Source organism: Maribacter sp. ACAM166, from assembly GCF_005771495.1.
GTDB lineage: Bacteria > Bacteroidota > Bacteroidia > Flavobacteriales > Flavobacteriaceae > Maribacter.
The window spans coordinates 1-25577 of the sequence record NZ_VAUW01000004.1 but is presented as its reverse complement, the minus strand read 5'-3'; the positions used below and the strand labels follow the sequence as shown (position 1 = coordinate 25577).

The 25577-nt window shown below is 35.5% G+C and carries 26 protein-coding genes; 9 read left to right on the top strand and 17 right to left on the bottom strand.

From position 1 onward, the window contains the following. The first annotated feature begins 6 nt into the window (after positions 1-6). The gene (locus tag ES765_RS04320) at positions 7-555 is read left to right on the top strand and encodes an NUDIX hydrolase (protein ID WP_138111453.1); all 549 of its coding nucleotides are present in this window, start codon (positions 7-9) and stop codon (positions 553-555) included. Here ES765_RS04320 and hisS read toward each other — a convergent pair. The 5 genes from hisS to rpsF all read right to left on the bottom strand — a co-directional run bounded on the left by hisS (position 547) and on the right by rpsF (position 3807). Next, positions 547-1926: a histidine--tRNA ligase gene (hisS, locus tag ES765_RS04315; protein ID WP_138111451.1), complete on the bottom strand. Its 1380-nt coding sequence runs from the start codon at positions 1924-1926 to the stop codon at positions 547-549. The two genes, ES765_RS04320 and hisS, sit on opposite strands and share 9 nt — an antisense overlap. A 142-nt stretch (positions 1927-2068) precedes the next feature. Further along, positions 2069-2545 (bottom strand): DUF6495 family protein, encoded by a 477-nt coding sequence (locus tag ES765_RS04310; protein ID WP_138111449.1) that lies wholly within the window; start codon positions 2543-2545, stop codon positions 2069-2071. A 152-nt stretch (positions 2546-2697) separates the two neighbouring features. Further along, a complete protein-coding gene (gene rplI / locus ES765_RS04305; RefSeq protein WP_138111447.1) occupies positions 2698-3150 on the bottom strand; it encodes a 50S ribosomal protein L9 in 453 nt (150 codons plus the stop codon). Between the two features lie 13 nt (positions 3151-3163). After that, on the bottom strand, positions 3164-3460 hold the full coding sequence (gene rpsR, locus ES765_RS04300) for a 30S ribosomal protein S18 (RefSeq protein WP_027067300.1): 297 nt from the start codon (positions 3458-3460) through the stop codon (positions 3164-3166). A gap of 5 nt (positions 3461-3465) precedes the next feature. Then, positions 3466-3807: a 30S ribosomal protein S6 gene (gene rpsF / locus ES765_RS04295; RefSeq protein ID WP_138111445.1), complete on the bottom strand. Its 342-nt coding sequence runs from the start codon at positions 3805-3807 to the stop codon at positions 3466-3468. A 228-nt stretch (positions 3808-4035) separates the two neighbouring features. On the opposite strand from rpsF, the gene ES765_RS04290 reads away from it, so the two are divergent. After that, positions 4036-4728 (top strand): LytR/AlgR family response regulator transcription factor, encoded by a 693-nt coding sequence (locus ES765_RS04290; RefSeq protein WP_138111443.1) that lies wholly within the window; start codon positions 4036-4038, stop codon positions 4726-4728. A gap of 52 nt (positions 4729-4780) precedes the next feature. Here the strand turns inward: ES765_RS04290 and priA are convergent, their stop codons facing one another. Genes priA through nadC form a run of 4 tightly spaced genes read right to left on the bottom strand, consistent with a single transcriptional unit; the run spans position 4781 to position 9506 of the window. Next, positions 4781-7237 carry a primosomal protein N' gene (gene priA / locus ES765_RS04285; protein WP_138111441.1) on the bottom strand — a complete coding sequence of 819 codons (2457 nt, stop codon included), beginning with the start codon at positions 7235-7237 and terminating at the stop codon, positions 4781-4783. 5 nt (positions 7238-7242) lie between these two features. Next, positions 7243-7683 (bottom strand): DUF2147 domain-containing protein, encoded by a 441-nt coding sequence (locus tag ES765_RS04280; RefSeq protein WP_138111439.1) that lies wholly within the window; start codon positions 7681-7683, stop codon positions 7243-7245. Then, a complete protein-coding gene (locus ES765_RS04275; protein WP_138111437.1) occupies positions 7680-8648 on the bottom strand; it encodes a YihY/virulence factor BrkB family protein in 969 nt (322 codons plus the stop codon). Before ES765_RS04275 ends, ES765_RS04280 begins: the two co-directional genes overlap by 4 nt. Next, positions 8649-9506, bottom strand: a complete 858-nt coding sequence (nadC, locus tag ES765_RS04270) for a carboxylating nicotinate-nucleotide diphosphorylase (RefSeq protein ID WP_138111435.1) — start codon at positions 9504-9506, stop codon at positions 8649-8651. 65 nt (positions 9507-9571) lie between these two features. Here nadC and rlmH point away from each other — a divergent pair, with 65 nt between their 5' ends. Then, the gene (gene rlmH / locus ES765_RS04265) at positions 9572-10045 is read left to right on the top strand and encodes a 23S rRNA (pseudouridine(1915)-N(3))-methyltransferase RlmH (protein ID WP_138111434.1); all 474 of its coding nucleotides are present in this window, start codon (positions 9572-9574) and stop codon (positions 10043-10045) included. 57 nt (positions 10046-10102) lie between these two features. Here the strand turns inward: rlmH and serA are convergent, their stop codons facing one another. The 5 genes from serA to ES765_RS04240 form a co-directional block, all read right to left on the bottom strand. Further along, complete coding sequence (gene serA / locus ES765_RS04260; RefSeq protein ID WP_138111432.1) at positions 10103-11995, bottom strand: phosphoglycerate dehydrogenase; 1893 nt, start codon at positions 11993-11995, stop codon at positions 10103-10105. Between the two features lie 272 nt (positions 11996-12267). Further along, positions 12268-12519, bottom strand: a complete 252-nt coding sequence (locus ES765_RS04255; protein WP_138111430.1) for a hypothetical protein — start codon at positions 12517-12519, stop codon at positions 12268-12270. Between the two features lie 397 nt (positions 12520-12916). Further along, a complete protein-coding gene (locus ES765_RS04250) occupies positions 12917-13612 on the bottom strand; it encodes a DUF3307 domain-containing protein (RefSeq protein ID WP_138111428.1) in 696 nt (231 codons plus the stop codon). Between the two features lies 1 nt (position 13613). Continuing rightward, complete coding sequence (locus ES765_RS04245; protein ID WP_138111426.1) at positions 13614-14219, bottom strand: SatD family protein; 606 nt, start codon at positions 14217-14219, stop codon at positions 13614-13616. A gap of 99 nt (positions 14220-14318) precedes the next feature. Beyond that, the gene (locus ES765_RS04240; RefSeq protein WP_138111424.1) at positions 14319-14771 is read right to left on the bottom strand and encodes a methyltransferase family protein; all 453 of its coding nucleotides are present in this window, start codon (positions 14769-14771) and stop codon (positions 14319-14321) included. A gap of 60 nt (positions 14772-14831) precedes the next feature. Here ES765_RS04240 and ES765_RS04235 point away from each other — a divergent pair, with 60 nt between their 5' ends. The 3 genes from ES765_RS04235 (at position 14832) to ES765_RS04225 (ending at position 18047) form a co-directional block, all read left to right on the top strand. Further along, positions 14832-15407: a non-canonical purine NTP diphosphatase gene (locus tag ES765_RS04235; protein ID WP_138111422.1), complete on the top strand. Its 576-nt coding sequence runs from the start codon at positions 14832-14834 to the stop codon at positions 15405-15407. After that, on the top strand, positions 15407-16051 hold the full coding sequence (locus ES765_RS04230; protein ID WP_138111420.1) for a DUF4337 domain-containing protein: 645 nt from the start codon (positions 15407-15409) through the stop codon (positions 16049-16051). Before ES765_RS04235 ends, ES765_RS04230 begins: the two co-directional genes overlap by 1 nt. A gap of 157 nt (positions 16052-16208) precedes the next feature. Then, the gene (locus ES765_RS04225) at positions 16209-18047 is read left to right on the top strand and encodes a DEAD/DEAH box helicase (protein WP_138111418.1); all 1839 of its coding nucleotides are present in this window, start codon (positions 16209-16211) and stop codon (positions 18045-18047) included. An 87-nt stretch (positions 18048-18134) separates the two neighbouring features. Here ES765_RS04225 and ES765_RS04220 read toward each other — a convergent pair whose 3' ends face one another. After that, on the bottom strand, positions 18135-19142 hold the full coding sequence (locus tag ES765_RS04220) for an IS30 family transposase (RefSeq protein WP_138111416.1): 1008 nt from the start codon (positions 19140-19142) through the stop codon (positions 18135-18137). 115 nt (positions 19143-19257) lie between these two features. On the opposite strand from ES765_RS04220, the gene ES765_RS04215 reads away from it, so the two are divergent. Genes ES765_RS04215 through ES765_RS04205 form a run of 3 tightly spaced genes read left to right on the top strand, consistent with a single transcriptional unit; the run spans position 19258 to position 22626 of the window. After that, positions 19258-20001 (top strand): carboxypeptidase-like regulatory domain-containing protein, encoded by a 744-nt coding sequence (locus tag ES765_RS04215; protein WP_138111414.1) that lies wholly within the window; start codon positions 19258-19260, stop codon positions 19999-20001. A gap of 51 nt (positions 20002-20052) precedes the next feature. Next, positions 20053-21747, top strand: coding sequence for an alpha-amylase family glycosyl hydrolase (locus ES765_RS04210; RefSeq protein WP_138111412.1), 1695 nt, complete (start codon positions 20053-20055; stop codon positions 21745-21747). Between the two features lie 51 nt (positions 21748-21798). Beyond that, positions 21799-22626 carry a metallophosphoesterase gene (locus tag ES765_RS04205; RefSeq protein WP_138111410.1) on the top strand — a complete coding sequence of 276 codons (828 nt, stop codon included), beginning with the start codon at positions 21799-21801 and terminating at the stop codon, positions 22624-22626. 653 nt (positions 22627-23279) lie between these two features. Here the strand turns inward: ES765_RS04205 and ES765_RS04200 are convergent. Next, complete coding sequence (locus tag ES765_RS04200) at positions 23280-23621, bottom strand: VOC family protein (RefSeq protein ID WP_249356227.1); 342 nt, start codon at positions 23619-23621, stop codon at positions 23280-23282. Beyond that, positions 23618-24151, bottom strand: a complete 534-nt coding sequence (locus ES765_RS04195; RefSeq protein ID WP_138111408.1) for an SRPBCC family protein — start codon at positions 24149-24151, stop codon at positions 23618-23620. Before ES765_RS04195 ends, ES765_RS04200 begins: the two co-directional genes overlap by 4 nt. Positions 24152-25577 lie beyond the last annotated feature (1426 nt).

The following is a 25577-nucleotide window of genomic DNA, read 5'->3' as shown; positions in this document are numbered from 1 at the left end:
TGTGTTATGGATGAACTTATAGATATATTACATGCTAACGGAGAACCAACCGGAGTAACAGCAATGAAATCGGAAGCGCACCAAATAGGGCTTTTTCATGCTACAGTTCATATTTGGTTCTACACAACAGATGGAGAAATCCTGTTTCAAAAACGCGCTACAACCAAAGATGTCTATCCAAGGCTATGGGATGTATCCGTTGCCGGACATGTTGGTGCTGGAGAACCTATTGTAGGTTCTGCCATTCGTGAGACACGAGAAGAAATTGGTTTAGCGATAACTGAACATAAATTACTAAAAATTGGAGTATTCAAATCAGTTCAAAAACATTCTGAACAACTTATTGATTGCGAATATCAACATACCTTTCTTTCTGAATTAAAGGTTCCGCTAGAAAAATTGACCAAACAACTAAGTGAAGTGGAAGACCTTAAGCTAGTGTCTATCAACCTAATTGAAAAAGAATTAACTAATACTGAGATTGCTGCACCTTACGTGCCACACTCCCAATCTTATTACAATACCATTTTAAAGAAAATCAATAGCCTACTTTAGAGTAGCTACAAATTCTTCGACCTCAGAAAATGCGTACGAAGTTTGATTACCACTCTCCATATGTTTTACTACAAAAGAATTGTTGCTTAATTCTTCGGCACCTAAAAGAATTACATTGGGCACCTTTCTATTATTGGCATATTTAAACTGTTTTTGAATTTTCGCATCCGAAGGATATAAATCTGCAAAAATACCTTTCTTACGAAGCACTGTTACTAATTTTAAAGACGCCAGAGCCTCTTTCGTACCAAAGTTAAGGCAAAGCACATCAAGTGTTTTATCAACCGACTGTGGGAATAGGTTTAGTTCTTCCAAAACTAAGTAAATACGGTCAAGTCCGAATGAAATACCCACACCACTCACATCTTTTAATCCAAAGATAGCGGTAAGGTCATCATATCGACCACCTCCACCGATTGAGCCCATGTTTACCCCAACAGGTGCTGATACTTCGAAAATAGCTCCTGTATAATAATTTAATCCACGGGCCAACGTAACATCAATTGCCAGTTTAACCTTTTGCAACCCTACAGATGAAATAGTCTGCATTATAAACCGAAGTTCCTCTAACCCTTTTTCCCCCTCTTCAGAACCTTTAAGCAACTTTTCTAAACGTTGTAATTGATCAACATTACTACCTTGTGGTTCAAACAAGGGTGCAGCCTTTTCAATGGCAGCCTGAGAAATACCTTTTGACAACATTTCTTTCTTAACTCCTTCCTCCCCTATTTTATCTAACTTATCTAGGGCTACAGTAAAATCAATCAATAAATGTTTGGCACCGATGACTTCTGCGATACCAGCCAAAATTTTTCTATTGTTCATTTTGATGGTAACGCCTTCTAGCTTTAAGTCGGCGAACACGGCATCATACAATTGTATCAATTCAACCTCCTGCAGTAATGAGTCTGAACCTACTACATCTGCATCACATTGAAAAAACTCTCTAAAACGACCCTTTTGTGGCCTGTCTGCACGCCATACCGGTTGAATTTGGTAGCGTTTAAAAGGGAAATCTAATTCATTCTGATGCATCACCACATAACGTGCGAAAGGTACCGTTAGGTCATACCTCAAAGCTTTTTCTGTAATTTTCGGTGCAATGCTTGCAGATTTCTTAGAGCTATAGGTTATATCATCAACCTTACTGATAAAATCACCAGAATTCAATATTTTAAATATTAAACGGTCGCCTTCTTCCCCATACTTACCCAATAATGTATCAGAGTTTTCAAAAGAAGGAGTCTCTATAGGTTGAAAACCATAGGTTTGAAAATTTCTTTTAATCGTATCAAAAATATAGTTACGCTTTGCAATTTCAGAAGGTGAAAAATCACGCGTTCCTTTAGGTATGGATGGTTTCTGTGCCATTAATTAAGTATTGTGTTACAAATATAGAACTCCCCTTAGTCCCCTCCAAAAGAGGGAAGGTTTTGTTTGATCAAAGAATTTTCACTCTTTTGTTCAATAACCCCTACCATAATTTCATGATATTTGGGCTTACTTAGTAAGATTAAGTGGTTTCAATAACTTTTTCAAACCACTTGTACAATTCACCTTTAGTAATGACCGCTCCTTGTTTAAGAAGTAAGAATTTATCAATATTTTTATCGTTAGTATATGCCTTGGCTGCTGTTAAATATTCAACAAAGTCAGATTGCCAGTTCTTTTTAAACCAATCAAAACCCACTTTAGTAGTCAAATCTAAATCTGGGTTCATAACTTTTACAGAAATCAGCTTCATTTCTTTATCGGTCAAGTAAAACAAATGCATTTGATCTTTAGAAATATTCTCCAAATAAGTGACTTTAGTCAATACTCCCTCCCAAACCAAATCACTAAACACATCCAATTCCTCTTCTGCTACCTTAGGCTTATCCTTTTTAATCGAATGCCATTCATCACCTGTAATAGATTGGGTAGCCAAGAAGTTGACAAACTCGGGTTGTAGTTCTTCTAATTGTTCTTTTGTAAGTCTTGTATATTTCATCTGTTGCAATTCTTTACTATATGGTCTGACCTACCGGCAGGAAGGTGTAATTTACCACTAAACATTTTGCGTTAAAACGGCTCATTTCATGACAAATCAAAAAAAAGCCTTCCAGTAAACTGAAAGGCTTATATATTAAATAATTTAAAAAATTATTTCTTATCTGCAATTACTTCAAATCCAAAATCAACTACAACCTCACGGTGTAATCTAATATGAGCATTATAAGGTCCGGTTCTTTTAACCGCACCACCTAAAATGCTAATGAATTTTTTGTCAATTGGATGACCATCTTTAGCTAAAGCTTCGGCCAAATCACCGTTAGTAACTGAACCGAACAATTTATCGGCAGCTCCTGTTTTAGCAGTGATTTTTAATTCTAAAGCTTTCAATGCCTCTTCGGTTTTCTTAGCGGCATCAACAACTTTCTTCTCTTTATGTGCTCTTTGCTTTAGGTTTTCGGCTAAAACTTTTTTAGCAGATGTAGTAGCCATTGCAGCCAAGCCTTGAGGAATAAGGAAATTTCTTCCGTATCCGTTCTTAACATTAACCACATCGTCTTTAAAACCTAAATTCTGTACGTCTTCTTTTAATATAAGCTCCATGATTCTTTTCTTATTATTTTAATAAATCAGCAACATATGGCATTAATGCCAAATGACGAGCTCTTTTTACCGCTTGGGCTACTTTTCTTTGATACTTCAATGAAGTTCCTGTAAGCCTTCTTGGTAATAATTTACCTTGCTCGTTTACCAACTTCAATAAAAAATCTGCATCCTTATAATCCACGTATTTAATACCGGATTTTTTAAAACGACAATACTTCTTTTTAGTGTTGGTCTCAATATTTAATGGAGTTAGATACCTAATCTCCCCATCCTTCTTTCCTTTTGCCTGTTGTTGTAATGTTGCCATAATACTTAAGCTTTAGCGGTTTTGTTTCTTGTTCTTCTTCTTTCTGCCCATGAAATAGCGTGCTTGTCCAACTTAACGGTCAAGAATCGCATAACACGTTCATCTCTTCTAAACTCCTGTTCGTAAGGTGTAATCACCTCACCAGTGTTCGTGAATTCGAACAAGTGGTAAAAGCCACTTTTCTTGTTTTGGATAGGATAGGCCAATTTCTTTAGGCCCCAATTTTCTTTGGCAACCATTTTGGCGCCATTTTTAATTAAGAAATCCTCGAATTTCTTAACTGTTTCCTCTATCTGTACATCTGATAGAACGGGATTCATAATGAAAACAGTTTCGTAATGGTTCATATTTATTTTGTTTTAAAGAGTGCAAAAATAGATAATATTTTAAAATAATTATAAGAAATGCGAATATTCTTCGTTATTGAATGGTAACAACATGAAAAATAAACCCAATCTTAATAATATGATCATTACCAAATACACGATCACCACTGCATTGTTTACATCTTTTGTTGTAGTTAAGCAGCTTTTTTCGGTAATTTGTCGATGATTTAACCCCTCAAATCAGCCCTTATGAAATTACGAAGTATCATCGTTGACGATTCATCCATGCAAAGGATGGCCGTTGCAAAGTTGGTGAACAATCATCCAAATTTAACTATGGTGGCAGAATACAGTAATGCTATCGAAGCCAAAAACGGAATTAAGAACCATGAGATAGACCTTATATTTCTTGATGTTGAAATGCCAATTATCACCGGGTTCGACCTACTCGAGTCCCTAGAAAACAGTCCTCAGGTAGTTTTAATTACTGGTAAACCAGATTACGCCCTTAAAGCATTTGACTATGATGTAACGGATTATTTACATAAACCGATTACCATGGCACGTTTTGATGCGTCGGTTAAAAGAGCAGTTGCAAATTACGAGCAATTGCATCGGGTTAATGAAGATGAAGAGCATATTTTTGTAAAGAGCAACCTTAAGAAAAGAAAGGTTATTTTGAATGATATTAAGTGGATTGAAGCACTTGGTGACTACATTAAATTGGTAACCGATGAAGCAAATATCGTAATCTTATCAACAATGAAATCTTTTGAAAAGCAATTGCCAGCAGACAAGTTTTTAAGAATTCATAAATCTTATATTATTAACCTTGAGAAGGTTGAAAAATTCAATAGCAAAAATGTAGAAGTTAGCGGTAGATCGATTCCGTTAAGCAGAAACAAAAAAGCAGAATTAGCCGAAGCGCTGAGTAACGTATAGTAGTATGATATATATATATTTAAAAAGACCGCTTTAGTGCGGTCTTTTTATTTTACACATGATCTACATTATATATTACCCTAACACTTCTATACATTGAGATTGCCTTAAAGGAGGTCTCGATACGTTTTATATTAGCCTTTGTCTGCGCAAGAGATTGTACTTTTTGAACCTTTACCATAATATGTTTCAAGTACTGGTTTCGTATTCTTGCCACTGGAGGATATTCTGGACCTAAGACTGTACCACCAAAATTAGCGCGTAATGCTCCCGCAAACCAATCTGCAGCTTCATTGAGCACATTATAATTTTTGTGTTTGAACGTCACTTTAATAATTCGGCTTACTGGTGGATATTTAAACTGCTCACGCTCATATAGCTGTTCTGCATACATACCTTCATAGTCGCTGTTCGTAACTTGTTTTAAAATCTGATGAAATGGGTTATAAGTCTGAATAATAACCTTACCTCTTTTTTTAGTACGCCCTGCCCTACCTGATACTTGAGTCAATAATTGATAGGTTCTTTCATGTGCGCGATAATCAGGAAAATTCAATAAAGAATCTGCATTCATTACCCCTACTAAATTTACATTTCTAAAATCGAGTCCTTTTGTGAGCATTTGGGTTCCAACTAAAATATCCAGCTCCTGTTGCTCAAAGGCTGTAATAATCTTTTCATAGCCATGCTTACCACGGGTTGTATCCAAATCCATACGGCCAACCTTTGCGTCTGGAAACAATCCTACAACTTCTTTTTCTATTTGTTCGGTGCCGAATCCCTTTGTATCCAAATCGGGACTTCCACAGGCAAAGCAAATTTTAGGCAATGCCGTATGATGACTACAGTAATGACAACGTAGTTGATTTCGAAATTGATGATAGGTAAGACTTACATCACAATTAGGACATTGCGGTGTATGTCCGCACGTTAAGCACTCCAATAAAGGCGCAAAGCCTCTTCGGTTTTGAAACAATATAATTTGATCACCTTCAGATAAGGTTTCTTCCATTTCCAATAATAATCTTTCTGAAAAATGCCCTTTCATTCGTTTTTTACGGGCAGCTTCCTTAATGTCCACCAATTCCATCTCAGGTAACATAACATTACCATAACGCCTAGTAATCTCGGCATAACCATATTTACCAGTTTGAGCATTATGATAACTCTCAACACTTGGGGTAGCTGAACCTAAGAGGACACCAGCATTATGTAAATTACCTAAAACTATGGCGGCATCTCTAGCATGATATCTTGGTGCTGGATCAAATTGCTTAAAGGAACTTTCATGTTCTTCATCAATAATAACCAAACCTAGTTTACTAAAAGGCAGATATAATGCGGACCGAGCTCCAATCACCAACTGAGCTTTTGGTTTGGCTAGTAATACATTTTGCCACACCTCTACACGCTCTTGAACATTATATTTTGAATGGTAAATAGCAATTTTATCCCCAAAGTACTCTTGTAATCTACTGATTAACTGTGTAGTAAGTGCTATTTCGGGTAATAAATACAGGGCTTGCAACCCTTTTTCCAAACATTCCTCAATCAACTTTACATACACTTCTGTCTTACCAGAAGAGGTTATTCCTTTTAATAAAGTCACCTTTTTTTTTGCGAAAGCAGCTTTAATATCTACTAAGGCAGATTCTTGATACTCATTTAGGTCTTTACTTTCAGAAGTATCAGAAGTTCCATCATAAACAACCCTATCTGTCTTAATAAAATACTCTTCTAAAATTTCCTTATCCACCAATGACTTAATAATGGCCTTTGAGCTATTACTAGATTTCTCTAAATCTGTAACTTTTATGGGTTTTCGTGTGCTTCCCTGTAATTGAAATAGCGTTAAGACAACTTGGCTTTGCTTTGGAGCTCTACTAAGAGAATTTAAAAGTTCTTCTAATTTTTCATCTGAAGTATAGGCTACCCCTAATTTTACATAGCGAACTAATTTTGGTTTATATTGATAATAAACTTCCTCTTTAAGTACGATCACTTTTTTTTTCAATAACCGCTCGAGTATTGGTAGAACATTTTTACGCTCAACTATAGCAGAGACTTCTTGAACTTTAAGTATAGATTGATGCTGAAGTGCTTCATACACTAAAAACTCATCATCAAGGAGCTCTTTTTCCTCAACCTCATATTCCAGATTTCGCAAAACCAATGTTTCGCTTTCCAACAAAAATGCTCCAGGTAATGCGCTACGTACTACTTCTCCTAAAGTGCACATGTAGTATGAAGAAATCCATTCCCAATGCTTAAGCTGAACTGCTTTAACGATAGGATAATCATCTAAAAGCTGATGAATTTCCTTAGCTTCATAGGCCTGTGGTGGAGTTTGATGAATACTATGAACTAATCCTGTATATATTTTTGATTTTCCAAAAGGAACCGCAACACGCATGCCCGGCTGAAGCAATACAGACTCTTCTTCGGTGATGCTGTAGGTAAAGAGCCGTTCTAAGGGTATAGGTAATATAACATTGATAAAATTAGCCATAAAGTTTATCCTTCCAGCCGTAACCAAGTCTGTGTTCTGTAAATAAAAGCCAAATATCCCCTTACTTTTAATTCATCGGAATTATCTGGGTTCAACCATATTTTAAACCGGAAGGTCATTGCTTGCTCAGGATCAAAAAGTCGTTTTCCTTTCCATTCCCCATCATCATGTTTCTCGCCTGCCGTAATAATTTCCATACCTTCTACCGGCTTATCTTTCATTTCACCATCACATTTGGTGCATTTCACACCTTCTTTTCCATCTTCCAAAATTTCAACAACCTTACCATACATCAACCCGTCTTTTTTATAAATTTCAATAACTCCTTTAGGCAAACCAGTACGGTCATCAATGGTTTTCCATTTTCCGAAAACGGACTGACCAAAAGTACTCACTGTACAACAAAAGAAGCCTAAAAGGCATAACTGTATAATTTGGTTTCTCATTCTTTCCTGGTGATTTTTCGCAACGTATTAAGGGATGCGTTTAGTTCAAACCCAAGCAGCAATATATTAGAATTTAGCCAGATGTAAACCATTAAAATCAATAATCCTCCAAGAGCACCATATAATTCATTATAGCGGGCAAATTTTTCAACGTAAATTCCGAATAGGTACGATGTAACCAAAAATAAAATAGTGGTCATTAAAGCCCCTATTGAAAAGAAATGGGCCTGTTTACCTTCCTTGGTTCCAGAATAGTATAAAATTGCAGTCGTAAAGTAGCTAAGAATTATAAAAAAAAGCACCTTGGCGATCTGAACACCAACCATTTCTTCTTCCCCCAGCACATATCCGCCTTGTCTTGCTGCAAATTCCGAAAGGTAGCCTAGCACATAAAACTCAAAATATATAAAAGCTACAAAACCTAAAATTATTAATACAGCCAAGATGAGACCTACCATCAAAGCATAAACATACTGCCTAAAAAAATTACGTGTCAATTCAATATGATAGGACGTTTCAAAACCCCCAAAAATAGAATGCACGCCATTAGCCATTAAAAAAATCGAAAGTATAAAGGCAGATGAAAGTAATCCCCCACTTTTTTGATCTTTGATTTGTTGAAATACTTCACCAAAATATTCACCCGTAGCACTAGGTAAAAAAGATTCTAGAAACAATTGAAATTGCACATCAAAATCGCCATGTTCTATACTGATGTAAGATACCAAAAAGGGCACCAAGGTCACCATGAATATCAGCAAGGGAAAAAGGGCCATAAATAGGCTAAACGCAATAGCACTAGCTCTTGTAGACAAGGTTCCTTTTAAAATACCAAACACGTACATTTCTAAAAGGTCATAAACCGAAAGTCCCTCAAAACCAGGTAATCTAACCTTTTTTAAAAGACGGACAGCCCAGTTTATTATAGGAATCTTTTCTAGTTTTTCCTCGACCTCTAAAGACATTTAAACCGCTTTTAAACTTAAATCCATATTGTAGACCGAATGTGTCAAAGCACCTGATGAAATATAATCAACACCACATTCTGCATATTCCCGAATTGTTTTCTCATTAATTCCACCAGAAGATTCCGTTAAACAGGTATCGCCTATTAATTTGACCGCCTTTCGGGTATCCTCATAATTAAAGTTATCTATTAAAATTCGATACACGCCAGCAGATTCTAATATTTCCTTTATCTCATCTAAATTTCTGGCTTCAACAATGATTTTTAAATCTCTATCTGTCTCTTTTAAATATTTCTTGGTCTTATCTATGGCTTTAGTAATCCCACCAGCAAAATCAATATGATTATCCTTTAGCATTATCATGTCATAAAGCGCAAACCTATGGTTTTCACCACCACCAATTTTTACAGCCCATTTTTCAAGCGCACGAATTCCTGGTGTTGTTTTTCGGGTATCCAATATTTTTGTTTCGGTGCCATTCAATAAATTCACGAACATATTGGTCTTGGTAGCAATTGCACTCATGCGCTGCATTGCGTTGAGCACTAAACGTTCTGCCTTTAAAATACTTTGTGAACTTCCTTCCACATAAAAAACAATATCACCATGATTTACAGGAGAACCATCTGAAATATGTATATCTATAGTTAGATTGGGGTCAACAAAATAAAATACCAATTTTGCGAAATCTACTCCAGCAATGATACCTTCATCCTTCACCAATAGTTTAGCCTTGCCAACCGCTGTATCTGTTATACACGCTAATGAACTATGATCACCATCACCAACATCTTCACGAATAGCATTTGCTATGATTAATGTAATCTCTTCCTTAAATTGTTCTTCTGAAATCATATATTTAAAATCTATTGCTTTGCTAAATTACAAATCCATTTGCGAAATTGATTTACTTTTGAAATATGACTATAAAACTTTTAGCCATTGGCAAAACCGATAGTTCTCAACTACAAGAGCTTGTTGATGTTTATCAAAAAAGATTACAGCGCTATATCAATTTTGAAATAGAGCTAATTCCTGATTTAAAGAAAACTAAAAATATATCGGAAAACCAACAAAAAGAAAAAGAAGGTGAGTTTATCCTCAAAAGATTAGCTACTACAGATGTGCTGATACTTTTTGATGAAAATGGAAAACATTATACTTCTGTTGAATTTTCGACCTTTTTACAGAAAAAAATGAATGCAGGAATAAAGCAATTGGTGTTCCTTATTGGAGGCCCTTACGGGTTTAGTAATGAAGTTTATTCGAGGGCATCAGGAAAAATAAGCCTTTCAAAAATGACCTTTTCCCACCAAATGGTACGCTTATTTATCACCGAACAGATTTATCGGGCGTTTACCATTTTAAAGAATGAGCCATATCATCATCAATAATAATTGAAGCTCAAGTTTACTATTAAACTCAAGCTTCACATATATCGTATTAATTAACTAGTAAAGCACTCTGAACTTAATCGTATTCTCTACCTTTTTTAATGCCTTAATTACATCTTTGTTATACTCCTTATCCAAATCGGTAATCACATACCCTACTTCATTATCTGTAGAAAGATATTGACTTGAAATGTTTAATTCGTACTGGGCCAATACTTTATTGATTTTTGCCATGATACCCGGAACATTTTTATGAATATGAAGAAAACGATGTGATTTGTTTTGCTTCGGCAAACGAATATTAGGGAAATTAACGGCATCAACGGTATTACCTGAGTTGATGTAATCCATAATTTTATTAGGCACAAAATCTGCAATATCGCGTTGAGCTTCTTCTGTGCTACCACCTACATGTGGTGTCAATATTACATTAGGGAACCCTTGTAATTTAGTATGGAAATCACCGTTGCTAGCAGGCTCATCTGGATACACATCAATTGCCGCACCACCTATATAACCTTCTTTCAAACCATCTGCAAGTGCATCAATATCCACCACAAATCCTCTTGACAGGTTGATGAGCATAGCCCCTTTTTTCATTTGCTTTATCTCACGCTCCCCTATGAAATTCTTATTAACTTTATTATCATCGATATGTAAGGTTACTACATCTGAAACATTCAATAAATTTTCTAAGGTATTGCATTTAACAGCATTACCCAACGCCAATTTATCATCTACATCATAATAGTACACACGCATACCCATGGCTTCTGCCAAAACAGATAATTGTTTACCTATGTTACCATACCCTATAATACCCAAGTTCTTACCACGCACCTCTCGTGAACCTGCAGCTGTTTTTTGCCATTGTCCTTCATGAATCTCTCTGCTACGATCAAAAACACTTCGCATGAGCATAATTATTTCACCAATGGCCAATTCTACAACAGATCGTGTATTGCTGTAAGGCGCATTAAAAACTACAACTCCTTTTTTCTTGGCATTTTCCAAATCAATTTGAGTCGTTCCTATACAAAAGGCACCTACGACCAAAAGTTTATCGGCAGCGTCTAAAACCGTCTGTGTTACTTGGGTTTTGGAACGTATACCAAGAACATGAACGCCCTTAATTTTTTCTATAAGCTCTTCTTCCGACAAGCTATGTTTAATAAGTTCAACTGAAAACCCATCTTCAGAAAGATTTTCAAATGCAGCGGTATGCACATTTTCTAATAAAAGGACCTTGATCCTATTTTTCGGGTACGAGATATTTCTTGGCAACTTGTTCACAAATAAAAATTCATCTAAACTTGGTGTAACATAATCCGCATTATTAGCGGCCTTCTCTCTATGCACGTTTTCAGTATAAGCAAAAAACTTGTCTGCTATACCTGCTTCGCGCATTACATAATCACTGTAACCATCCCCTATTACCTGAACTTCTCCATCCAGATTCATTTGCTTTAAGCAATCTATTTTTCCATTATGCTGGGATAGTACATTTTTCTCATCAAAACCGATGATGTTTCCTTCTTGGTCAAATTTAAATGTATTCGCATACACCCGCTCTGAAGGTATATTATATTCTTTAACTATGGGATCAATAAATTCTTTAAAACCACAAGATATGACATAGATATCATCTGCGTATTTTTCAAAGAATTCTTTGTTTGAGGCTATTGATTTTGATATTTTGTTCCGAAGCTCCTTGACTAGAATGTCTAAATCTTCCTTTTTAGCATTCAAAAGTTTTATACGTCGCTCTAAAGACTCTGTAAATGATATATCTCCATCTATACCAAGGTTGGTAATCTTTTGTATTTCTTTAATAATCTCATCCTTGTTTGAATTTCCTTCTAAGGTCATTTCTGCAAGCACATCTAAAGCCTCAACCCTTGTCAAGGTACTATCAAAATCAAAAACGTATTTTCTGCTCACTTTGGTCATTACCAACTTCTGTTTTTAGATTAAGAATTCTTGCTACTAAAATAAGTGGCAAAAGTAAAAATTTAATTCATCCCAATAAATGATATCCTGTAAATAAAACAAAAAGGATTCGTTATGATGAAAATGATTCAAAACTACATTTACCGATTCATGAATTGAAGAATCGCTTTAGAAAATGCTTCTGTTTTATAAGTTTCATTATGAGCACCCGAAACCGTTTTCAATATTCTACTTTTGAAAGTATCACTTAACGCTTTTGCGTTCCCATTATCTTAATCTTCATCACCACATTTTACCAAGATATCAACCTTAACCTTTGCCAACTCTTTTATAGCGGTTACGAGCTGATACTTCTGCTGCAAGTGAAGCGAACGTAAATTTGCATCAATCGATTTCGCATACTCCACAGCCCCTTTCGTTATTTCGTTCACTTCCCCATCAGATGCTTTGGCAAACATGATTCTTCTATCCCACTGTATATTGGAAAAGTCTATTCCCATACCCCTACAACCATTCTTATTCATTTATCTTTCATTAGTAATTTTGCCAAAACGATGCTTCCTCGAGAATAACCAATTGCACTATATTTTTGATGCGTAAGTGATTCATCAATAATTTAAAATCTCGAACTTCTGATCATTTTGGGGTTTATCAGAATCTCCATTCCCCCTTTAAATATGGCACAATTACCTTCTACCCCTTATCTAATAAATCTTTTTTTAATTGCGTGTTATCCCATGATTTCCGAGAATTCATAAAACCATGAAGTCACAATATAGGTTCCCCTTCTCCTTCATCTGAGAAAACAATTTTCACATCATCAAAGAATTTAAATGTTTTGGTTTGAGAGAAACCTACATTGGTGAAAATGAAAATTAGTATATATACTAAAAGATTCTTTTTTTTTATTTTACCCTTAATTTAGGAGATATATAGAAGACCGGCCAAAATTGCCAATCCAAAACTGACCAAGGTACCTATTAAAATATATTCGGTAAGCTTCCTATTGTTTCGTTCTTTAAGATCATTAAACCTAAAAACTGATTTTGCAGCTATCAACAGCCCTATTACTTCCCACCTACCAATTACTATAAAAATCAACACAAATAATCTTTCTATTATCCCTATATACTTACCTGCATTGGGTAGCGATTTGTGATCCGTTTCTATTTGGCTAGACATTCTTTCAAGGATTTTCCCCATGATTATAGCCGCAGGATAGGTAACAAAAACAACTGCCGTTATAAGATACCAATCTAAATTCTGAAAAAGAGCGAGCGTATATTCATATAAATCGGTATAAAAAACACAGCAATAAATGAGTACTATATGTAAGCCCTGGTCTATAAAAAACGGGATGCTTTTATTTTTAAATATAGAATCTGCATATAATTTGAGTAGGTCTATACAGAAATGACCAACTGAAATCGCTACTGCTATTTTCCATAACGACAAATCCCACAACAAAAGCAAGTACAGCAGCAAATGCAGCAATACATGCAGGTACAAATACCTTGATGTAATTTTATTAGACTGCTTGTGAAGCACCCATTTACTTGGCTGAAGAATAAAATCACCAATTAAATGAGCCAAAATCAATTTTATGAATATCAACATATTAAATTTCTGTTATCACCTTTTCATAATAGGACAATACATCTAAAACGAGATCCAATCTGGCCCGTTTTAATCGTTGACTTACAGCCGACTGCTTTATACCTAATTTTTGAGCGATTTGTTTTTGTGAATCTATAGGGTAATCCAAGACTAGGGTTACTATTTCAGCAGACACTACACTCCAGTCATCCATAAAATCTAATGCTAACTGCAACATCAAATTCAATGTACGGTCTTGTTCTTCTATTCCCGTTGCTATACTCAGATTGACCTTACTTTCCTTGAGTAATTCAAAATTACGCCCTGATCTTTGGTATGCTGGTCCATTTGATTCTGTTACCCCTTTACCAACATAGGTCTCCAAACCTATACCGATACCCATTCTTACATCTAACCCCTTTATAGCTTTCAACATTGCCTTGATTCGTATAGCGGTAAATAAGGCGTTCTTCTTTGTAACCTTTAATTGGAATTCATCACCACGATAAATCTCCCAATTCATTGGCGATGCACCAAATTGATTAAAATATTTCTTTAATAAATCTATCCATTCAGAACTAGGATGATTTTCAGAATTTATAATATCCCCTGTAATTATTGCTATCATGGTTATTAATTAAAACGCTAATATATTAAATAATAAGCTAATTAGATAATATATTCAAATATTAGTCATTTAAGTAATAATTAAAAATAGCTAACTACCTCAAAACCATCGCCTAGTTAGTGCGCAATACTCTTTATAGCAGCGACCAAATTTATCTAAGAGTATGCGTTCTTCGGGGATTATTTGAAACCGATTCATATACCCCACAAAAGCAGCGGCAATCAATGTATTAAACGCATTCCCTAAAATAACCCCTAGCGCCAATAAAATAAGTAACATAGCTAAATACATCGGGTTACGAGAAAATTTAAAAACTCCACCTATTACCAAATTAGAAACTTTATCAGGTTTGGTCGGATCCACAGTAGTTTTCGCCTTATAAAATTGAAAAAGAGCGATAATCGCAATTAAGATTGCTAGTACCGCTAAAATTTTAAAAAGCAGTAAACGACCGAAAAAGTCAAAGAAACCAAAAGGTAAAAATGTAGCCACTACATACATGAAAAATCCAAAAAACAAAAACACCAAAGCAGGCGGTAACTTTAATTCCATTTTATAAAATTACTACATTTGAAATTCAAAACTAACTAAATCAGTTTCCAAATTATAAGTATGCAGCTTGTATTCGCCACTCATAACGCCAATAAATTAAAAGAAATTCAACAATTAATCCCCTCATTTATCGAACTTGTTAGTTTGGATACTCTTGGCTGTACAGCAGACATACCAGAGACTGCTAACACATTAGAAGGAAATGCTAGATTAAAAGCCGATTTCATAACAAGGACCTATCAACTTCCCTGTTTTGCTGATGACACAGGCCTTCTAGTACATTCCCTTAATGGTGAGCCTGGTGTATATTCCGCACGCTATGCTGGTATAGAGAACAATTCGCAAGCCAACATGACAAAGTTATTGCATAACTTAAAGGACAAAGAAGATAGAGCTGCCCATTTTAAAACTGTAATCGCATTAAATATAAACGACGAAACACATCTATTTGAAGGTAAGGTTGAGGGTGTAATTACAACGAATCAAAAAGGTGAACATGGTTTTGGATACGATCCCATTTTCAAGCCAAATGGGTATGATCAAACTTTTGCCCAACTACCATTATCCGTGAAAAACGAGATAAGCCATCGCGGAAGAGCATTTAAACAATTGATAGCATACTTAAAGAACATTTAATGGTACAGGATAAAAATAACAGAGAAACCGTAGAAGTATCTGTTGCCTCAGAAAGAGCAGAAGCCATTGGAGGTGTTCTCATTGCGTTATTTGCTGCCCTAATGGCTATATCACAATTGGTGAACGGAGAACTGGAGGAAGAGATGATGATTGCCCACAATAATGTTGTCAGTTATTCCAATTGGTACCAATCTAAAAGCATCAAAGAAAGTTTAAAGGAAAGCGAACTGGATTATTTAAGCGCACTTATTAACAGCGGAATAGTTACAGAAGATAAGACGCCACTTATACAGGAGAAAATGACTTTGGTTCTAAAAAAAATTGAAAAATATAATTCGGAAAAAATTGAAATTCTCAGAGGTTCAACTCATGTAGGTAAAGAAAACTGGGTGCAAGATCTAGAAGGGGAAATGGGTAAAATTACGGGCGTAAAGGAATGGAAGCAATTGGCAGCAACATATGACTATGCTACAAAAAAGTTCGATTACGGTATGCTTTTCTTTCAAATATGTATTGTACTAGGTGCCGTCTGCATTATTATCCATGATAATCCCCTACTTCAAAAAAGCCTAATCGTACTTATGGTGGTTTTCGGTATTACCGGCACTATCTTCTCCATTTATGGCTATTTATTGGCCCCATAGTATTAATTGCCTATTAATTACACCAGTCCAATAATTAGCAGTACCTTTGCAAATTAATTAACGCCGCTGGTATAGCGTGTGTTACGCTGAGTCTAATAGGTTATGTTCGATAATCGCTCTATGTAACATTCATATTTGCGATTTAGAATAACATATTATGATAAAGTTTGAAGCACTGGGACTCCAGAAGTCCTTATTAGATGCTGTTGCTGATTTAGGTTTTGAAACCCCATCTGAAGTACAGGAAAAAGCTATTCCAATCTTATTGGAAAGCGAAACAGATTTGGTCGCCTTAGCGCAGACCGGTACAGGAAAAACCGCAGCATTTGGTTTTCCGTTAATACAAAAAATAGACAGTAATAGTAGAACCACGCAGGGATTAATTCTTTCTCCAACGCGTGAACTATGTTTACAGATTACCAAAGAAATGCAGGCGTATGCAAAATACGAACGCAACATCAATGTCGTTGCCATTTATGGTGGTGCTAGTATTACAGACCAAGCAAGACAGATTAAAAAGGGTGCACAAATTATTGTTGCTACACCTGGTAGAATGAAAGATATGATCAGTAGACGTCTTGTGGATATTTCCAAGCTCGACTATTGTGTTCTTGATGAAGCAGATGAAATGCTGAATATGGGCTTTATGGAGGATATTAAAGATATTCTTTCTAACACGCCTAATGAAAAATCTACATGGTTGTTCTCTGCAACTATGCCTAAAGAAGTTTCTGTAATTGCAAAGAAATTCATGCACTCTCCACAAGAGATTACGGTGGGAGCAAAAAATTCTGGTGCTTCAACTGTACAACATGAGTATTATGTGGTTGGTGGTAGAGATCGTTATCCCGCTTTAAAGAGATTGGCAGATACCAACCCTGATATATTTTCAGTTATTTTCTGTAGAACTAAAAGGGATACACAAAAAGTTGCCGAAAATTTGATTGAAGATGGCTACAACGCCGGAGCCTTACATGGTGATTTAAGTCAAAATCAACGTGATTTAGTAATGAATTCTTTTCGTAAGAGACAAATTCAAATGCTCGTTGCTACAGATGTAGCTGCACGTGGTATTGATGTTGATGATATTACTCACGTAATCAATTACCAATTACCTGATGAAATAGAGACCTATACGCACCGTAGTGGTAGAACAGGTAGGGCTGGAAAGTCAGGTATTTCAATGGTTCTTGTCACCCGTAGCGAACAACGCAAGATTAGAGCTATTGAGAACAAAATCAATCAAAAATTTGAATTGAAAAAAGTTCCTTCGGGAATGGAAATCTGTGAGATTCAGTTACACCATTTAGCCAATAAAATAAAAGATACCAAAACCAATTCAGACGTTGAAAGCTATTTACCTGCAATCAATGAAATTTTAGAAGGTATTGATCGTGAAGAACTTATAAATAAACTTATCTCCGCAGAATTTACAAGATTCTCAACGTACTACAACAAGTCTAAAGATTTAAATTCTTCTGATGGTGGTAGGGATAGAGATGGCGATAGAGATAGAAGTGATGGCAGAAGAGGTGGTGAAACACCCACTAGTGGTGCTGTACGGTACTTTGTAAACGTTGGTGAAAAGGATGGTTATGATTGGATGTCCTTAAAAGATTTTATTAGGGATACGGTTGGCCTAGGTCAAGAAGATGTCTTTAAAGTTGATGTAAAGGAAAGTTTTTCTTTCTTTAATACTGAAGCTGAATCTACCCAACAAATTCTTGACAAGTTTACCGAGTTTAAGGTTGACGGGCGATTCGTAAACGTAGAGGTTTCCAAAAGCCCAGGTGGTGGCGGAGGCGGTAACCGAAGAAGCGGCGGTAGTGGCGGCGGATTCAAAGGAAAAAGAAGCGGCGGCAGTAGTGGCGGCGGATTTAAAGGAAAAAGAGATGGTGCTCGTGAATCGAAAGGAAAAGGGCGCGACCGTAGTGAGTCTAGCAGTCCTAATTCTGGAAAAAGACGCAGTACTAAAAGAAAAGGAGATTTCTTTTAGTTAATTGTATATTAAAAAATACGCTTCGGCGTATTTTTTTGTTTTGTTTGTATCCTAAACGTGGTGTTAGCAATATGAAGGCTGAGTTCAACCCATAAGTGCGAAACATTTATTCTTTAGAGTTTCAATTGGATTATGATAATTAAATTTTCTGATCGGTCTGTAATTTAGTAATCTTTCAACTTCTTTTATTCTTTTATCCGTTACTTTTCTTAAGTCTGTTTTCTTTGGAAAAAATCTTCTTATCACACCTATTCTGTTTTCTACCGTTCCTTTATCCTGTGAAGTATAAGGTCTTGTAAAATATGTCCTGGCATTTAACAGTTTGCCTATTTTCTGATGCTGCGCAAATTCTTTTCCGTTGTCAAAGGTCAATGTCTTGATCCAGGAAGAATTGAAATTAGTAAGTCTTCGCTCCATTTTATCATAGACCTCACTAGCTTCTTTACCTTTCAACTTTTCTATCATTGTTATTAAGGTAGCTCTATCCGTCATTACCAAAAGTGCCGATTTATGCTCACTTCCCATCATTAGATCGACCTCGATATCCCCGATGCGTTCGCGATGGTTTACGATATCTGGGCGCTCATCTATACCGACACGCCCTTTAATAGCTCCTCTTCTATCTTTTATATTACCCCTTTTCCGCCTTCTGCTCCCGTGCCTGAGACTCTTGAATATCTTAGAATATTTAGCGTCCATCTTCTTCTTGCTTTTCTTGACATCCCATATCCATTGGTAAATTGTTTCATGGCTGACACAACTCTCACCCTCAAGTTCTAAACGTTTGCTAATGAGTTCCGGACTCCACTTCTCAAAACGGAGCAATCCTGCAATTCGCTCTTTCATCACTTCGGTCAATAAGACCCGCTTAAACTTGCATTTATGACGTGAGACCGTACGCCTCTGTGCATTTTCTGCAACATAATCACCAGCTGTCCTTCCACGCTTGGCCGTGTTCCTCTTGAGCTCTCTGTATATAGTGGCAGGATGCACTCCTATAATACCGGCAATTGCAGTTTTACCGATTTCTGCTCTTAATAAAGCTTGTATTTGATACCTTTGGTCAGGGGTCAACTGTTTGTATTTATTCATGCAAGACTAATATAATAATTGACCCTAAAACTCTTGGGGCTAGCCCCAAGAGTTTTAAATATTAGTTTCGCACTTATTACTTGAACTTACAAAGTATTATTTATCAGTCTTATTTATTTTCATATCATTTATTAGTTTTTCACAAGATTCGGAGGATGGTCAACGTATAAAGGCGGTAGTCATTAATGCTCAGACAGAATCCCCCTTAGAAAGTGTTCACGTGGTCAACCTTAACCAGGTTTTTGGTACCATTACTAATGAAAAAGGTGAATTCACGATTACTGCAACAGTAAATGACACCCTTTATATTTCTTTCCTTGGTTTCAAGTCCCAAAAAATTAGGATTACCAATGATATGTTCAAATTTGAGGATACTCAAATTGCACTGACGGAGCTGGCTTATGCCTTAGAGGAAGTAATTGTCAGGCCCTATCAACTTACCGGTTATTTAGAAATAGATGTTAAGAACCTACCTATAAACAACGCATACCAATATAGCATATCAGGTTTATCGGTTAGCTATGAAGGCGGAAACAAAAACCCTAGCGCGGTTACCAAAGTATTAGGGGCCATTTTAAATCCGGCAGACCTTTTACGAAACCTATTTGGAAAAAAACCGGCACAGTTACGCAAGTTGAGACAGATGCGAGAAGATGATGACATTCGCAATCTATTGGCTTCTAAATTTGACCGTGAAACCTTGACAGAATTTCTTCAGTTAGAAAAAGTGGATATTCAAGATATTCTAAATAACTGTAACTACTCTAAATCCTTTATAACTATAGCCAATGATCTTCAAATATTGGATGCAATTAGCAGTTGTTATGAAGAGTACAAAGTTCTAAATAGGAAGAAATAATATTTTTTAGTTTCAGTTCCAAAGTATAGCTTTATACGAAATAACAGAGAAATGAAATACTCATTCTTCATCGTACTTATGACGCTCATACTGGGTTCGTGTCAACCAGGTACAAAAGAGAAACCTAAGCATACGGCTTCCATTACCGATACGGTTGAAACTTCCAGAATAAATCCAAATTTTCAGTGGGAAGCTGCTACGGTATATTTTCTACTTACAGATCGTTTTAAAAATGGCAATCCAGCTAACGACCTGAACTTCAATCGAGATAAAGCTACAGGAAAACTTAGAGGTTTTATGGGTGGTGATATTCAAGGAATTACCCAAAAGATAAACGACGGATATTTCACAAAACTCGGCGTAAACGCACTTTGGTTCACACCAGTTATAGAACAAGTTCATGGAGCTACTGATGAAGGCACGGGAAATACGTACGCATACCATGGGTATTGGGCAAAGGACTGGACCGCCTTAGACCCTAATTTTGGAACAGAAAAGGAGTTGGAAACGCTAGTGAATACAGCTCATAAAAATGGTATTCGTGTATTGTTAGATGTTGTATTGAACCATACAGGTCCGATTACAGAAGAAGACCCCGTTTGGCCAGAAGAATGGGTTCGCACCGCTCCTACCTGTGAATTTACTACCTATGAGAATACCACCAGTTGCACCTTAGTAGCAAACCTGCCAGATATAATAACTGAATCTGACACCCCTGTAAAATTACCAGATACATTATTGGCTAAATGGAAAACTGAGGGTAGATTGAGCGAAGAGTTAGATGAGTTAGACTTATTCTTTGATCGTACAGGGTACCCTAGATCTCCACGTTTTTATGTAATCAAATGGTTAACCGATTATATTCATACCTATGGTATAGATGGCTTTAGGGTAGACACCGTAAAACATGTAAATGAGAATGTTTGGGCAGAATTATACAAGGAATCATCGGCAGCATTCGAGCTTTGGAAAAAGAAAAATACCGCTAAGGTTTTAGATACGAACCCCTTCTATATGGTTGGTGAAGTTTATAATTATGGTATTTCATATGGGCGAAAATTTGATTTTGGAGATAAGAAGGTCGATTATTTCGCTAACGGTTTTAAAAGCCTAATCAATTTTGAATTAAAGACCGATGCGGTAAAGGCGTATGAAACCATTTTTTCTAAATACAGTAAATTACTGTACGCAAACTTTAAGGATAAAAGTGTCTTAAACTACCTCACATCACACGATGATGATCAACCTTTTGATAAAGAACGCACTGATCCTAAACGAGCGGCAAACGTACTATTATTGACCCCTGGAGCTTCTCAAATCTATTATGGCGATGAGACGGCTAGAGATCTTACGATTGAAGGCACCGAAGGTGATGCTACCTTACGCTCTTTTATGAACTGGGAAGAACTCGATAGCATTCCACAGAAAAAGGAAATTTTAAAGCATTGGCAAAAAGTTGGAAGGTTCAGAAATGACCATCCAAGTATTGGAGCTGGAATACACAAAAGACTGACCAAGGTACCTTATGTTTTTAGCAGGTATTTAAACAGAAATGATTTTACAGATAAAGTGGTCATCGGCTTGGACTTACCGAAAGGAAAGAAATCAATTAGGGTAAAAGGAATTTTTGGTGATGGTACAAAATTATATGATAGCTATTCTGAAACTGAAGTAGTGGTTACCAACGGAAAAGTTATTTTAGAGAATGATTTTGATATTGCTCTATTAGAACCGCAAGAATACTAAATGGAATACACGTATGAAAAATAGAATACTTCTTAATGTGAACTAAATTTTATGGCAATAGGAAGAAGGGCCTTCGTAAAGAGATTTATGGTAGGGTTAACAAGTATTATAGCATTAACTGCACTAGATGCTTTTTGGTTTGAAAAATACATTATTGATTGGAAAGAATTTGATATGTCAGAGAACAACCCTGACCCAATATCAATAATACAACTTTCAGACATTCATCTGAAGGAGATTAATTTCTCCCTTAAAAGTATCGCTGAAAAAGTCAATAAGCTACATCCTGATGTATTGCTGTTTACAGGTGATACTATAGCTAGAAGTCGGTTTTTTAATCAATTAGAGCCTCTTTTAAGCCTTTTTAGTGACACTATATTAAAAATTGCGATTTTAGGCAATAAAGAATATACTAGTAAAATATCGTTATTAGAATTTGAAAGAATATTTAAAAAACACAATGGTCAAGTTCTTGTCAACGAGAATCTTGTTTATACAAAAGGCGATAGGACTATAAACATTCTTGGTATTGATGATTTGATAGAGGGCAATGCTGATTTTACGGCTTCCATAAAGACTATAAAAAATAGAGATTTCAGCACAATAATATTAAATCACTGTCCAGCCTATAAAGATCAAATTGATTTACTAAATCAAAAGGAAAACGTAAATATTACAGCGATACTATCTGGACACACTCATGGTGGACAAATCACCTTTTTCGGAAAGAAAATTTATACTCCTGCAGGAAGTGGTGACTATTTAAGAGGATGGTACAACAATACACATTCAAAAATGTATGTCTCAAAAGGTATTGGAACTACCATACTTCCCATCCGTTTTTTTGCACGAGCAGAAGCATCGATTTTTTATATCTAAGCTATAATCTCATAACCAAAAAAAAAGTATTCATATAATCTTTTAAGCACGCAACCTTTCATTTCTTAACTCATCTCTCAATAAGAAATGAACCGCACCATGATTAAATTAAAACTTCCTTTTAGAATATTATCTTTTGTATCACTACTCCTATTTTTATGTACAAATGAAGTTGCTTTTAATTCTGAATTCGATAAAAGTTTAGATACATGAAAAAGTAGTAAAAAAATTAATGGAAATAGCTACCGCTACACGGTAAGCTTAGGTTCTGTTTTTGGTTTTGGTTTTGGGTCAAATACAACAATAACTGTCAACAGCGGTAAACTGGTTTCTCGAACACATGAAGCTTATACATTTAATAATTTGGATAAAGAAATTCCCGAAAGCTGGGCAGAAGGCCAAAACGAACGTGGTATTCATGAGGAAGGTGCAGCAGTATAAACCCTAGATCAAATATACAATACTTGTAATTCGGATATTTTAACAGTAAGTGAAGATGATAATTACATCACCTTCCTAACTGAAAACGACGGTGTAGTGAGTACCTGTTCCTATTTCCCTAAAAATTGTCAAGATGACTGTAGTATCGGTTTTACTATTTAGTTCAATCGTTTGGGTCGATTGAAAATCATGCATTGGAATGTAGGGCTATTCTATTGCCTTCCGTATCCTTTCAACAAACCCATGAAACCATGACCTTCGCCTATTTCGGTTTTTTGCTGTAAAATTTGGCCTCCTGCTTTGGCTACCTTAGTTAAAACATCAGCAACATTCTCGCATGAAAAGTAAATAAGTGTACCCTCGGTTAAACTTGGTTTGTAGTCTTCATGCTGCACCAAACAACCAGAGGTTTCTTTAGGATTGTTGTTATCTGGAAACCTTCCCATTTTAAATCCTCTAAATTCATTGCGTGTTATAGAAATATCCAAGATAGTTTCATAGAACTTTTTTGCTCTTTCCATTTTAATTACAGGCACCTCAAACCATCCGATCATATCTTGTTTTTTATGGTGAACTTTAAATTTTGTAATCCTTGTTCAAAATCTTTCCCAACCATTTTATCCATGCTCATAAAAAGCATCATTATACGCATAGGGTACTTATTAATTCCTTTGAAGCCCCAAGTAACTTTACTCTTATTTGTATGTAGCACTTCAAGATCTATATAACAATCGGACTGAGATTTAAACGGTTTTAAAAACCGTAAATTTTGCTCCATTCGTTTCCCGTCAACTATTTTTGTAATCTCCTGCTCCCCCTCTCCTACTTCCTTATTCCCATTCCAATAACTGACTGCGCCTACTTCACCGTCGGTACCACTAATTTTTTGTTCCATGTTTGGGTCTTTTCTAGCCCACGGCGACCATTCATGTTGTTTTTCTAAACAGTTAAGGTGTTTCCATACCTTATCTGCAGCAGCATCAATTTCTATAGTTCTAAATACATGATAGCTTTTCGGTGCAATTATGGAAAGTAACATTAGTATAACGACAAGTGCTCCGACAATAATTAATAACGTATACATCTGTTTTTTAAATAGTTGTTACTCACTAAAATAAGAATAAAATAATTACTAGCATGCTATTGAATTAGAATAGCATCACTGCTTTTTATGGGTTTTCTTATTTAATTCATCCGTTTTTTTAACTCTTTTGCTGGTGCAACCTCCATTCAAAATCAGCTATTTTAAGTTTCGTTCTCAGATCTTGGAGTAAAATAGTGACAGAAACAGAAATGTTCAGACTTTCTGTAAGCTACATTTGAAAAACACCTTCCGAAAGCAACAGTGATACCCTCGAATGCGTATATCTTGGTTTATATTAAAAATTATCTTTTATTTCTAATCCAATTGAGGTCCTTATTATCAAATACTTTCAGGCACATTTAAAATTTCAGGTACATCACATTATTTTATCATGCTCCCCCTCCCTTTAGTTCATACAAATTGTCTTTATCGGAATTAAAAATTTAGACTTAAGGAGGAAGTGGTGACTATTTAAAGGTTGGTACAACAATACATATTCAAGAATGCATACCTCAAAAAGTAGCGGAACTACCATACTCCCGAGACATTTTTTTACACAAGCAGAAGCGTCCATTTTATATATTTAATTTATAACTCCAATATTGAAAATCAGTCAAAATAAAGTATTCTAAAAATAATTAAGTTTATACAATCATAAACAAGCAATCTTTTATTTCTCAGTTCATCTAAGACTCAGAAATGAATTGCACCTTGATACAATCAAAATTCCTTTTAGAGTATTATGTTTTGAACTAATACTCGTATTATCATGTATCGATGAATATGCTTTTGATACTTAATTCGATAAAAGTTTAGGCACTTAGAACATTAACAAAAAGCGACATGGAAACAGCTAACTTTATATGGTAAGCTTCTGTTCAGTATTTGGCTTTGAGTCTGAAACAATATTTCTAATGATTAGGCTATAGCGCAAACGTATGAAGCTTATGTATTCCATGAATGCGAAAAACAACTAGTATAAAGTTGGATAAATATCTCGAATGAACTTGGTTCTCATGAAGAAACCGCACAAATAATTACATTAGTTCAGGTTTTAAAGTGACTGTAAAACTAATATTCTAACAGTTAATGAAAACGTAGCGGCACAACTTGTTTCTGATTACTTATTTATTCGTTTCCAAGTCCACTTTTTCATCCTAAATATGGAAGAAATAAGCTCCTAAAAGAAAAGCGTATACCCTTTTACACGGCACATTAAATTTCATGAAGTATACTTAAACTATCTAGTTAAGAAATGCTAGCTGAAATTAGTATTTGCCTAAATTGAAATAACTATTAACCTGAGTTCGATTAAAACATAACTAGTTGATTTGTTTTAACGGTTTGATATTTGATGCTAGGTTTCTTGGGCAAGAAGCTATATGCAATAAGGCCTGAGATAATATTCACCAAGAAATTACCAAAG